The following is an 11,723-nucleotide window of genomic DNA, read 5'->3' on the forward strand; positions in this document are numbered from 1 at the left end:
CACGGCGGATCGAGAAGTGACCGGCTTATCCGCTGATCGCGGATTACGCCAACGCAGCGTTCTTGCCTCTATAACAGCAAATACAAATCAGGCACAGGGGAGCGGCATCATGACAGACCAGACCCATCCGACGAATCACGGCCCGACCGGCGTCGCCAGCACCGTCCGGCGACAGTTGCTCACCGGCGGGGCAGCGCTGGGCGCCACGGCAGCCCTGGGCTTTCCCTTCATCGGCAACGCCGCGGCCGGCAAGACCACCACCTGGAAGGTGCAGACCTCGTGGCCGGGCGGTACCGGCCTGGAAATCTTCGAGGACTGGTGCAATAGCATCGTCGAGAAGACCGGCGGCGAACTCGAGTTCAAGCCGTTCAGCGCGAACGCGGTGGTCGGCGACTTCCAGCTGTTCGACGCGGTCAAGAACGGCGTGCTGGATGCGATGAACCCGTTCACCATCTACTGGGCGGGGCGGATGCCGTCTGCCGTATTTCTCACCTCGTATCCGCTCGGGCTGCGCCAGCCCGGCGAATGGGACACCTTCTACTATAGCCTTGGCGGGCTCGAGATCGCCCGCGAGGAATTCAAGAAGCAGGGCATGCACTACGTCGGCCCGATCCAGCACGACGCCAACATCATCCACTCCAAGGTGCCGATCCGTTCGATCGACGATTTCCGCGGCCGCAAGATGCGCCTGCCGGGCGGCATGGTGGCCGAGGTGTTCCAGGCGGCCGGTGCCAAGACGACCCTGTTGCCGGGCAGTGAGATCTTCCCGGCGCTGGAGAAGGGCACCATCGATGTGGCCGATTACGTGGGCCCGGCGGTCAACTATGCGCTTGGTTTCCAGGAAGTCACCGACTTCATCGTCACCGGCCCGCCGGGCTTCATGTCCATCTATCAGCCGGTGGATCTGATGGATCTCACCGTGGGCATGAAGCAGTGGCAGGCGCTGTCGCCGGCCATGCAGCAGTTCGTGGAAATGGAGACGCACGTCTACTCGGATGTCCATTACGCCAAGATTCAGCAGGCGGATATGGAAGCCTGGAAGAAGTTCGAGGAGGCCGGCACGCTCGTCACGCGTCTGTCGCAGGAGGATGTGGTCGCCTTCACCAAGCTGGCGATACCGCGCTGGTATGCCTGGGCCAACAAGAGCAAGGCGGCCGCGCAGATATTCCAGGTCCAGCTCGACTACATGATGTCGCCGCAGACCGGCTACGTGACGCCGGACATGATCAAGGGTCAGTCGCTGAAGATCTGATTCCGGGAATGTTCTGTTCGTAAAAGGGGGAATGACCGGTCCCGGCGCCGCCGCGACCGGTCTTCGAGGGGAGCCGCGTGCCGCCATGCCCAGTCTGACTTTCGTTCTGCCCCATTGGCTTTACTGGCTGGGGCTGATCCTGTTCCCGGTCATCGCGATTTTTCTCGTGGGGCGACGTGGCCGTGCCAGCGAGACGCCCGGCGTGAGCGCCGGCATCGCTTACATGCTGCTGATCTCGGGCGGATTCATCGGACTGCACCGGTTCTATCTACGCAGCGCCTGGGGGCTGATCTTCATCCCGCTGTTTCTGGTGATACTGCTCGCCAACATGCAGGACCGCGATGCCCGAAATATCATTTCGTCGGCGCGCAACGACGTCACCGTGGCCGAGTTCAAGGTCGAGCGCTATGCCAAGGCAGCCGAGGCCGCGCCCAGCGAAGCATTGACCCGTCGTATCGAGACGTCGCGACAGGATCTCGTCGCGGCGCGGCAGGCATTCGCCCAGGGTGAGGCCGATTATCGCTGGTGGCATAACGTGGCCCTGATCAGCGGCGTACTGATTCTGCTGCTGGTGGCGCTCGACGCGGTGCTGTTGCCCGGCATGGTTCGACGCTGCGCGGCACGCGAGCCACCCGCCCAGGACTACGCCTCCGACCGCGAGATGTACGAGGGCGGCGAACCGCGTATTCCGGGCGTCGACATGCCTTCGCCGTTCGCCGACCGCGTCGACCGGTTGAGCACGATCATCGGCGAATTCGTGGCCTGGTGGGCGGTGCTTGCCGTGTTCGCCTATTACTACGAAGTGATCGCCCGCTATGTGTTCAACTCGCCCACCAACTGGGTGCACGAGAGCATGTTCCTGATGTTCGGCATGCAGTATCTGCTGTCGGGCGCGTTTGCACTGCGCGAAGGCTCGCATGTGCGCGTGGACGTGCTCTACAACTATCTGCCGCTGCGCTCGCGCGCGGTGATGGACGTGGTGACCTCTGTGTTTTTCTTCATCTTCACCGGCACGCTGCTGTGCACCGGCTGGATCTTCTTCCACGACGCCTTCGAAGTGCGCGAAGTGTCGTTCACCGAATGGGGGATCCAGTACTGGCCGGTCAAGTTCGCGCTGCCGCTGGGGGCGGCGCTGATCCTGCTTCAGGGGCTGGCCGATCTGATCCGCAATATCGCATTACTTCGGCGCGGCGAGGCATAGCGCATGGGCTGGGAAATCGATATCGCCTGGCTCACCCTGCTGATGTCGTCATCGCTGGTGATCGTGCTGATGGCCGGGCTGCCTCTGGGCTTCGCCACCGGCGGGCTGGGCTGTATCTTCCTGTTCCTGTTCGGCGACGCGCAGATGCTCAACATCCTGCCCTCGCGCATCTTTCCGATGATGACCAACTACCAGCTCTCGGCGGTACCGTTGTTCATCTTCATGGCGACCATGCTCGAACGCGCCGGCGTGATCGAAGAACTCTTCGACATGGTCTACAAGCTGCTCGGCGGGCTGCGTGGCGGCCTGGCCACGGCGGCCGTCGTGGCATCCACCATCATGGCGGCCATGGCGGGCGTGATCGGGGCCACGGAAGTGACCATGGGCATCATCGCGCTGCCGGCGATGCTCAAGCGTGACTATTCACCGAAGCTGGCGTGTGGGGCGATCCTGGCGGGTGGCACCCTCGGTATTCTGATTCCGCCCTCCATCCTGGCGATCCTGTACGCGGTGATCGCGCAGCAGTCGGTGGGTCAGCTGTTCATCGGCGCGGTGATCCCGGGGCTGTTGTTGTCCAGCCTGTACGTGATCTATATCACCATCCGCTGCACGATCGATCCGAGCCTGGGTCCGCCGCTGCCGGTGGAGGAGCGCATTTCGGTACGCGCGAAGATAAGACTGCTACGCGGCATGATCGCACCGATATTCCTGGTGACGCTGGTGCTCGGCGTGATCTTTGCCGGTATCGCGACCCCGGTGGAGGCGGCCGGCATCGGCACCTTCGGCGCGCTTGTGGTGGCGGCATTGCACCGGCGCCTGAATGTCGGCGCAGTTCAGGACGCGGCCCTGACCACTCTCAAGGCCACGGCCATGGTGCTGTGGATCGTGTTCGGCGCCACCGTGTTCGTGGGTTTCTACATCTTAAGCGGCGGCCAAGAGTTCGTCGCCGAAATGCTGTTGGGTACGAATCTCGGACCCTACGGCATCCTGCTGATCATGATGGGGATTCTGGTGATTCTGGGCATGTTCCTGGACTGGGTCGGTATTCTGTTGCTGACCGTGCCGATCTTCGTGCCGCTGATCACCTCGTTGCCGTTCGCGGGCCTGTTCGGGCTGCCCGGCGTGGCGCCGAACGAGGTCGCGCTCTGGTACGGCGTGGTCTATATGGTCAATCTGCAGATCTCGTTTCTGAGCCCGCCGTTCGGCTATTCGCTGTTCTACCTGAAGAGCGTGGCGCCGCCCGAGGTCACCATGGCGATGATCTATCGCTCCAGTCTGCCGTTCATTGGTCTGCAGGCAACCGGCCTTGGCTTGTGTATCCTGTTTCCGGAAATCGTGCTGTGGCTGCCGCGCCAGATCTATAGCGGTTGACCCGCCGGCGGCACAGACGTGGCACAGCGCGCCCCCGCTCATGGGCCGTACACGTGGCGCCCACGCGGCTTTTCGCCGGCTATCGAGACGGTAACGAGGTGCCTGCAATCGGCATCGCGGATCACGCGGTGCGATTATTTTGTTTTTTGGCGAGATCGCAGGCGAAATCTGGATTCGATTCCGGTATACTCCCGCGTCTTTAGCAAGACCCGCGGCTCTCGAGAACGCAACAGAGACAGACCATGAGCAACATCATCGACGAACTGGAAGCCGAACAGCAGAGCGGCAAGAACATCCCCGACTTCTCGGCCGGCGACACCGTTTCGGTGCAGGTCCGCGTCAAGGAAGGCGAGCGCGAGCGTCTGCAGGCTTTTGAAGGCGTGGTTATCGCCAAGCGCAACCGCGGCCTGAATTCGGCCTTCACGGTGCGCAAGATTTCGCACGGCGAAGGCGTCGAGCGCGTATTCCAGACCTTCTCGCCGAGCCTGGCCGAGATCAAGGTACTGCGCCGCGGCGACGTGCGCCGCGCCAAGCTCTATTATCTGCGTGAGCGCAGCGGCAAGTCCGCGCGTATCAAGGAAAAGCTCTAACCCCTGCGGTTACGCTTTTCGCGCGACACGTTCGCGCAAACGAAAAACGGCGCCCGCTAGAGGCGCCGTTTTTTTGTCTGCGAATCAGGGCCGGTCGGGCCCGCGCCGTTGCGCTCTTTATGGCAGCAGACGAATCACGCCGACCAGGCGCTGTTGCCAGAACTCGTCGTCCAGACTGATGAGCGACACGCCGGTGTGGCCTTGCACGTTCGGCGCGGCCATGAGCATTTCCGCGGTCTGGGTATACAGGCCGACGAGCATCTGATCGCCGCCGTTCGCCGTTTCCACACGAAAGAACAACAGATCCGCAGGTTGCGCTTCGGCCAGATCGATGGGCTTGCCGGCATCGAGCTGCGCCTGCGTCTCGCGCGGCAGTTCAGCGCCGGCTCCGTGGTAGGCGAAATAGGTGAGGCCGCTATTGTCGAAGGCCTTGGGGCCGGCGGCGTTGGCCTGGTAGGGGGCGTCCAGCTGTTCGAGTGCCAGCGAGGCGATCGCTTCGCGCGTGTCTGTCGACGGCGCGATTTCCTCTTCGGCATTCGGCACCGTGCTGCAGGCGGCCAGTGCCAGACACAGGCACAGGAGAACGAAAAGCGCGGCGCGCGACAAGGCTATTCTAATGGAGGCAGTCATGCCCTCATCATGCCTCAAGCGTCGTGCGCCGCCTAGCTGAAAGCGTTAGATTTCGCGGTGTGCGACCTGGCTTTCCATATGTGCTTCGCGGGCCGTATCGTCCTCGGTGAGCGCGTCCAGATATTTCTCGGCGTCGAGTGCGGCCATGCAGCCGCTGCCGGCCGAGGTGATCGCCTGACGATAGACATGATCCATCACGTCGCCGGCCGCGAACACGCCGGGTTTGCTGGTGGCCGTGGCGTTGCCCTGGATGCCGCTTTGCACCTTGATATAGCCGCCGGCCATATCGAGCTGGCTCGCGAAGATATCCGTGTTCGGCTTGTGGCCGATCGCTATGAATATGCCGTCGACGTCGAGTTCCTGGGTTTCGCCGGTCTGCTTGTGCTTGATACGGCCGCCGGTCACGCCCATCTCGTCGCCGAGCACTTCGTCGAGTTCGTGATCCCAGACGATCGACACGTTGCCATTGGCCTGTTTGTCGAACAGTTTGTCGGCGAGGATCTTCTCGCCGCGAAACTTGTCGCGCCGATGGACCACGGTGACATGCGCGGCGATGTTGGACAGATACAGCGCTTCTTCCAGCGCGGTATTGCCGCCGCCGATCACGGCCACGTTCTTGCCCTTGTAGAAGAAGCCGTCGCAGGTGGCGCAGGCGGAAATACCCTTGCCCATGAACGCGGTTTCCGATTCCAGGCCGAGATAACGCGCGGTGGCGCCGGTGGCGATGATCAGCGCGTCGCAGGTATAGATACCGCGGTCGCCTTCGAGACGGTAAGGTGGTTTCGACAAATCCGTCGTATGAATATGATCAAAAAGAATTTTCGTATCGAAGCGCTTGGCGTGTTCTTCCATGCGCTGCATCAGGCCGGGGCCCTGCAGGCCTTCGACGTCGCCCGGCCAGTTGTCCACATCGGTGGTGGTCATGAGTTGGCCACCCTGTTCCATACCGGTGATGAGTACCGGCTCAAGATTGGCACGCGCGGCATACACCGCGGCGGTATAACCGGCCGGGCCGGAGCCCAGAATGATCAGGCGATGATGGACGACGTTGTCTTTGCTCATGGTTGATTCCGTGCGTCGGTCTGCGCGGCGCGATCGTATGGCTTCGAGACCCATTTAATGAGGCGCTGCCGCGGCGAATTCAAGTCGCGAAAGGGCGCGTGAGCGGCTACACTGCCACGCGTCGCCCGGGTTTGCATCCAACGCTTTCAACGGTCGTGTTGCCCGTGGCGGCCGCGACCGATCCTTCGGAGTTGCCGTGGCAAAGAAACCTTCGCTTTTGCGCCGTCTTTTTTCCGGCGTTTGGCGCACGATTGCGCTTGTCTACGCCCTGTTGTTGATCATCGTGCTGCTGGTGGTGCCGGTGGGCGTGTATCTGGCGTTCTTCAGTCACCCGAACGTCAACGTGCAGAACGACAGCGCGCTGGTGTGGGCGCCGGTGGGCAATCTGGTCGAACAGCGCAGCGGCGGCGTGGGTACGCTCGTGAGCTCGCTGGTGTCGCAGCCGCAGAGCCAGTCGGTGGTCCGCGATCTGATCGAATCGCTCGATCGTGCGGCCGACGACGATCGCATCAAGCTGGCGTTTCTGAAGCTGGACGAACTCGGCGCCGCGCAGCCCGGCCAGCTGCAGGATCTGGTCGCCGCCGTCGATCGCTTCAAGCAGTCGGGCAAGCCGGTGGTGGCGTGGTCGCCGTCCTATGACCAGGCCCAGTACGAGCTCGCCAGTCATGCGGATACAATCTATCTCGATCCGCTGGGTTTCGTCTTCATTCCCGGCTACGGCGCGTTTCGCAACTATTACAAGGACGCGCTCGACAAGCTGGGCGTGACCATCAACGTGTTCCGTGTGGGCAAATACAAATCCTACGTCGAGCCGTATACGCGCAACGACATGTCGCCGGCCGCGCGTGCCGATAACCAGACCTGGCTGAACTCGCTGTGGGCGACCTACGGCGATGTCATTACCCGTCAGCGTGATACCACCGCAGACGGGATCGGCGACTATATCGACGGCTTTGCCGATACCCTGCAGCAGCTCGGTGGCGATGCCGCGCAGATGGCGCGCGACGCGGGCCTGGTCGACCGGGTCGCCTCGTTGCCGGATGTGCGTGAAGACATGCGCAAGCGGGTCGGTACCGACGAGACGCACGGCAGTTTCCGTCAGATCAACCAGGTCGACTATCTCAATGCCACCGATGCCGATCAGCCGGCGCCGCGTACCGACAGCCGGGTCGCGGTGGTGGTGGTCGAGGGCGCGATCGTCGACGGCGAGAGCGTGCCCGACTCGGCCGGCGGCGATACCGTATCGCGCCTGATCGCGGATGCGCGGCGTGACGATCACGTCGCCGCGCTGTTGCTGCGGGTGAATTCGCCGGGCGGTTCGGTGACTGCCTCCGAGCGTATCCGCCGTGAGGTGGCACTCACCCGCGAGGCCGGCAAGCCGGTGGTGGTGTCGATGGCGGGCGTGGCGGCCTCGGGCGGTTACTGGATATCGATGAACGCCGATCAGATCTGGGCCGAGCCGTCGACGATCACCGGCTCGATCGGCATCTTTGCCGTGGTGCCGACCTTCGACGAGCCGCTCGACAAGCTGGGCATTCATACCGACGGCGTCGGCACCACGCCGTTGTCCGGCGCGCTGCGTCTGGACCAGCCGCTCTCCGAGCCGGTGAAGATGATGCTGCAGGCCGGCGTCGAACACGGCTACGGCCAGTTCGTGGGCCACGTCGCCGCGGCGCGCAACATGCAGGAAGAGGCGGTGCGTCGTATCGCCCAGGGCCGGGTCTGGAGCGGCGCCGACGCGGCCCGTATCGGGCTCGTCGACGAACTCGGCGATTACACCCGGGCCGAGCAGGCCGCTGCCAAGCTGGCGGGCCTCAGGCCGGGCGACTATGCGCTGCAATTGATGCAGCCGCCGTCGAGCTGGCGCAACACGGTGCGCGAGCTGCTGTCGTCGCACGTGGAGTCCGCGCTGATGCCGTCATGGCTGGCAAGCGTGACCCGCGACAGCGCGCTCGGCTGGTTACGGCACGGCCTCAACGACCCGCGTCATCTGTATGCACACTGTTTCTGCGAAGTCGACGGCGGCAACGACACGAGCCGCGCCGCCTCCGCCTTGAGAATGGAGTAACACGATGGGACTACTCGTCGAAGGTCAATGGAAGGATCAGTGGTACGACACCGATTCCACCGGCGGCAAGTTCGTACGTGAATCGGCCGGTTTCCGGGATTGGGTGAGCCCGGACCCGCAGGCGCGCTTCGCCGCGCAGGCCGGCCGTTATCATCTGTATGTGTCGCTGGCCTGCCCCTGGGCGCATCGCACGTTGATTGTGCGCAAGCTCAAGGGGCTCGAGAAGATCATCGACGTGTCCATCGTGGATCCCTATATGGGCGAATGGGGCTGGTCGTTCTCCGACGCGCCGGGCGCGATCCGTGACCCGCTCTACTGTCTCGAACATCTGTTCGAGCTGTATCAGAAAGCCGCGCGCGGCTATACCGGGCGGGTGACCACGCCCACATTGTGGGATAGCCATCACGAAACCATCGTGTCGAACGAATCGGCGGATATCGTGCGCATGTTCAACAGCGCGTTCGACACGCTCGCCGAACATCCCGAGCGCGACTACTATCCGCAGGGATTGCGCGACGAGATCGACGCCGTCAACGAGCGCGTCTATCACGAGGTCAACAACGGCGTGTACAAGGCCGGTTTCGCCACCACGCAGGCGGCCTATGAAGAGGCGTTCGAAGCGCTGTTCGGCGCGCTCGACTGGCTGGATGCGCGGCTGGCCGAGCGTCGTTATATCGCCGGCGATCGCATCACCGAAGCCGACTGGCGTCTGTTCGTCACCCTGGTGCGCTTCGACGCGGTCTATGTGGGTCATTTCAAGTGCAACCTGCGCCGGATCGCCGATTATCCGAATCTGTCAGGTTACCTGCGCGAGCTGTACCAGGTGCCCGGCATCGCCGAGACCACCGACTTCAGTCATATCAAGCAGCATTATTACCGTAGCCATCCGACCATCAATCCGACCGGCATCGTACCGGCCGGGCCGGCGCTGGATCTGTATGCGCCGCATGGGCGCGAGGCTGTCGGACCCGCCCAGTCCGGTGGTTAGCGACGTTCAGCAACGACGGGCTCTGGCATCGTCCAGCGCTGCCTGAAGACGCAGCGGTTCGTTGGTGAAGATCCATTCGATGCCGCGGCCGATCTCGCGCATGAGAATCGCGGACAACGCCACGAAGCCGCTGCCGACGAAGGTTCGCGCGCCATGCAGTTCGCGGATGTGGCGCGCGCGCATCAACGCATAGGGGCCGGCCAGTCCCGCACAGTCGTGTGCCAGGGCCCACTGGTGCAGCGTGGCGAGATTGAGTTTGGCCACCGGCAGGTAGCAGCGGGCCGGCAGCGCCGCCGCGCCGTCGAACAGGGCGGTGTCCAGCGACAGCATATGAAAGTCCCGCACCGGTGTCAGCGTGCCCAGGTGGTCGGCCAGGCGTTGTTCGGCGCGGGCGCTGCCGCGGGTCTTGAGTTCGATCATCAGATGCGCGCGGGTCGCGTAGCGCTCGACCAGGTCGGCCAGATGCGGCAGCTGCGGCGCGCGCCGGGCCAGGGTCTTCCAGGGCGTATTGGCAATCACGTCGGGCAGGTTGAACACCCGCTCGAGATCGGCGTCGTGCACCACCACGGGTTCGTCGTCCCGGGTGTAACGAATATCGAATTCGATCGCCGCCACGCCCGCGTCGACTACCGGGTCGAACGCGGCGAAGGTGTTCTCGAACACGGTGATATCGTCACGCTGGCCGCGGTGCGCCACGATCCTGGCCCGGGCCAGCTGTTCGGCCGAAGGCGCGCGCCCCGGCAGGCGTGAAAACACCGCCTCGGCTGTATGGGACAATAGATTTTCCAGGCGTCGATTCACATGTGGCTTGATTCGCGAGCGGCCCAAGCAGTATAGCCGCTGGCCATCACCTCATACGCAATCGGCGTGACGCTCAACGCCCACCCGGAGTGCCCGTCACGATGAAAAGAGCGACCCGTCTCGTCCACGCCGGCCGCGACCCCGCGGCCCAGCAGGGCATGGTCAATCCGCCCGTCTATCATGCGTCCACGGTCCTGTTCGAATCGCTCGACGCGCTCGAGGCGGCGACCAGGAATCCGTTCAAGGGCGTCTACTACGGGCGCAACGGCACCCCGGTCCAGTTCGCCTTCGAGACGGCCGTCGCCGAGATGGAAGGCGCGTTCGGAGCGGTGACCACCTGTTCCGGGCTGGCGGCGATCGTGGCCGCGGTAATGAGCGTTGCCGAGACCGGCACACAGCTCCTGGTGACCGACAACGTCTACGGGCCGACCCGCAACCTGTGCGAGGGGCTGCTCAAGCGCCTGGGCGTGGAGACGGTCTATTTCGACCCGACGATCGACGCCGAGGCGTTGGCGGCCCTGATCACGCCCGCCACCCGGGCGGTGTTCCTGGAAGCCCCCGGCTCGCTGACTTTCGAGATCAGCGACGTGCCGGCGCTGGCCGCGGTGGCGCATCGTCATGATCTCACCGTGCTGGCCGACAACACCTGGGCCACGCCGCTGTTCTACAACGCACTCGAGCACGGCGTGGATATCTCGATTCATGCCGCCACCAAATATATCGTCGGCCACGCCGACGCCATGCTGGGCGTGATCAACTGCAACGAAGCGCACTACCCGGCGGTACGCAAGAGTGCGGCATCCATGGGCTATTGCGCCGGCCCGGACGATATCTATCTGGGTCTGCGCGGCCTGAGAACCATGGGCCAGCGGCTGCCGGTGCACGAAGCCAATGCGTTGGCGCTGGCCAACTGGCTGGCCGAGCAACCGGCCGTCGCGCAGGTGATTCACCCGGCGCGCGCCGATCATCCGCAGCATGCGCTGTTTCAGCGCGACTTCAGCGGCTCCTCCGGCCTGTTCGCGATCGTGCTGGAACCTTGCGAGCGCGAACGTCTGGCCGCCATGCTCGACAATCTCGCGCTCTACGGCATGGGCTTTTCCTGGGGTGGCTATGAAAGCCTGATCCTGCCGATCGACCCGAATCGCAGCCGCACCGCAACCCGTTGGGACGCGCCGGGCCAGACGCTGCGTATCCACGCCGGGCTGGAGGATATCGACGACCTGATCGCCGATCTCGATGCCGGGCTGGCGCGACTTACTGGCTAGCTGTGTAAACCCACCAGGTTGTTCACAGTCAATCCGAGCCGGCTGATAGGCGGGTTGTAATCGAGGCTGGCATGGGGCCGGTGCCAATTGTAGTGATGCAGCCAGTGGGGCAGATGGGCGGCACGCTGGTCTGCGTTGTCATATGAACGCGCATAGGCCCACTCGCGCAGCGCGGTCTGGATCAGGCGTTCGGCCTTGCCGTTGGTGCGCGGCCGGTAGGCGCGCGTACGGCGGTGGCTGATGCCCAGCCGCCGGCAGGTGCGGGCGAAGGCGTGCGATTTATAGCAGGCCCCGTTGTCGGTTAGCACGCGCGTGATGCGCACGCCCAGGCCGCGGTAGTAGCGCACGGCCGCGATCAGCGCGGCCACCGCGCTGGCGCCGGTCTCGTCTGGCTTGATCGTGGCCCAACTGATCCGGCTGTGATCGTCGATGGCCACGTGCACGTAGTCCCAGCCCGCGCCCTGGCTGGCGCCACGGCGACTGCCGGTCACCCGG

The 11,723-nt window shown here is 63.9% G+C and carries 11 protein-coding genes; 7 read left to right on the plus strand and 4 right to left on the minus strand.

The features are described from left to right. The first annotated feature begins 109 nt into the window (after positions 1-109). From dctP to rplS, 4 genes are all read left to right on the plus strand, one after another. Positions 110-1,252: a TRAP transporter substrate-binding protein DctP gene (gene dctP / locus ACFOSU_RS03560; protein ID WP_380686516.1), complete on the plus strand. Its 1,143-nt coding sequence runs from the start codon at positions 110-112 to the stop codon at positions 1,250-1,252. An 85-nt stretch (positions 1,253-1,337) separates the two neighbouring features. Beyond that, on the plus strand, positions 1,338-2,453 hold the full coding sequence (locus ACFOSU_RS03565) for a TRAP transporter small permease subunit (protein ID WP_380686518.1): 1,116 nt from the start codon (positions 1,338-1,340) through the stop codon (positions 2,451-2,453). 3 nt (positions 2,454-2,456) lie between these two features. Then, on the plus strand, positions 2,457-3,824 hold the full coding sequence (locus ACFOSU_RS03570) for a TRAP transporter large permease (protein ID WP_380686520.1): 1,368 nt from the start codon (positions 2,457-2,459) through the stop codon (positions 3,822-3,824). 242 nt (positions 3,825-4,066) lie between these two features. Further along, positions 4,067-4,414: a 50S ribosomal protein L19 gene (gene rplS / locus ACFOSU_RS03575; protein WP_380686522.1), complete on the plus strand. Its 348-nt coding sequence runs from the start codon at positions 4,067-4,069 to the stop codon at positions 4,412-4,414. A gap of 117 nt (positions 4,415-4,531) precedes the next feature. On the opposite strand, the gene ACFOSU_RS03580 is transcribed toward rplS, so the two are convergent. Further along, entirely contained in the window at positions 4,532-5,044 is a 513-nt protein-coding gene (locus tag ACFOSU_RS03580) for a C40 family peptidase (RefSeq protein ID WP_380686524.1), read from the minus strand. Between the two features lie 45 nt (positions 5,045-5,089). Further along, the gene (gene trxB / locus ACFOSU_RS03585) at positions 5,090-6,106 is read right to left on the minus strand and encodes a thioredoxin-disulfide reductase (protein ID WP_380686526.1); all 1,017 of its coding nucleotides are present in this window, start codon (positions 6,104-6,106) and stop codon (positions 5,090-5,092) included. Between the two features lie 196 nt (positions 6,107-6,302). On the opposite strand from trxB, the gene sppA reads away from it, so the two are divergent. Together sppA and ACFOSU_RS03595 are read left to right on the plus strand one after the other, a co-directional pair. Continuing rightward, complete coding sequence (gene sppA, locus ACFOSU_RS03590) at positions 6,303-8,174, plus strand: signal peptide peptidase SppA (RefSeq protein ID WP_380686528.1); 1,872 nt, start codon at positions 6,303-6,305, stop codon at positions 8,172-8,174. Positions 8,175-8,178: 4 nt separating this feature from the next. Next, positions 8,179-9,162 (plus strand): glutathione S-transferase family protein, encoded by a 984-nt coding sequence (locus ACFOSU_RS03595; RefSeq protein WP_380686530.1) that lies wholly within the window; start codon positions 8,179-8,181, stop codon positions 9,160-9,162. A gap of 6 nt (positions 9,163-9,168) precedes the next feature. Here the strand turns inward: ACFOSU_RS03595 and ACFOSU_RS03600 are convergent, their stop codons facing one another. Then, positions 9,169-9,939 carry a glycerophosphodiester phosphodiesterase gene (locus tag ACFOSU_RS03600; RefSeq protein ID WP_380686532.1) on the minus strand — a complete coding sequence of 257 codons (771 nt, stop codon included), beginning with the start codon at positions 9,937-9,939 and terminating at the stop codon, positions 9,169-9,171. Positions 9,940-10,064: 125 nt separating this feature from the next. Between ACFOSU_RS03600 and metC the strand changes: the two genes are divergently transcribed. Beyond that, the gene (metC, locus tag ACFOSU_RS03605) at positions 10,065-11,228 is read left to right on the plus strand and encodes a cystathionine beta-lyase (protein ID WP_380686534.1); all 1,164 of its coding nucleotides are present in this window, start codon (positions 10,065-10,067) and stop codon (positions 11,226-11,228) included. Here the strand turns inward: metC and ACFOSU_RS03610 are convergent. Continuing rightward, positions 11,225-11,723 (minus strand): integrase core domain-containing protein (locus tag ACFOSU_RS03610; RefSeq protein ID WP_380686536.1); only part of this gene is annotated, 499 nt, incomplete at its 5' end. The genes metC and ACFOSU_RS03610 overlap by 4 nt on opposite strands.

The sequence above is a fragment of the Salinisphaera aquimarina genome (genome assembly GCF_042643355.1).
Classification (GTDB): Bacteria; Pseudomonadota; Gammaproteobacteria; order Nevskiales; family Salinisphaeraceae; genus Salinisphaera; species Salinisphaera aquimarina.

What these genes read in the sequence shown, in the direction of transcription:
- trxB (WP_380686526.1), bottom strand. Translation starts at nt 6,106, where the DNA reads ATGAGCAAAGACAACGTCGTCCATCATCGCCTGATCATTCTGGGCTCC.
- rplS (WP_380686522.1), top strand. Translation starts at nt 4,067, where the DNA reads ATGAGCAACATCATCGACGAACTGGAAGCCGAACAGCAGAGCGGCAAG.
- metC (WP_380686534.1), top strand. Translation starts at nt 10,065, where the DNA reads ATGAAAAGAGCGACCCGTCTCGTCCACGCCGGCCGCGACCCCGCGGCC.
- ACFOSU_RS03565 (WP_380686518.1), top strand. Translation starts at nt 1,338, where the DNA reads ATGCCCAGTCTGACTTTCGTTCTGCCCCATTGGCTTTACTGGCTGGGG.
- ACFOSU_RS03595 (WP_380686530.1), top strand. Translation starts at nt 8,179, where the DNA reads ATGGGACTACTCGTCGAAGGTCAATGGAAGGATCAGTGGTACGACACC.
- ACFOSU_RS03580 (WP_380686524.1), bottom strand. Translation starts at nt 5,044, where the DNA reads ATGACTGCCTCCATTAGAATAGCCTTGTCGCGCGCCGCGCTTTTCGTT.
- ACFOSU_RS03570 (WP_380686520.1), top strand. Translation starts at nt 2,457, where the DNA reads ATGGGCTGGGAAATCGATATCGCCTGGCTCACCCTGCTGATGTCGTCA.
- dctP (WP_380686516.1), top strand. Translation starts at nt 110, where the DNA reads ATGACAGACCAGACCCATCCGACGAATCACGGCCCGACCGGCGTCGCC.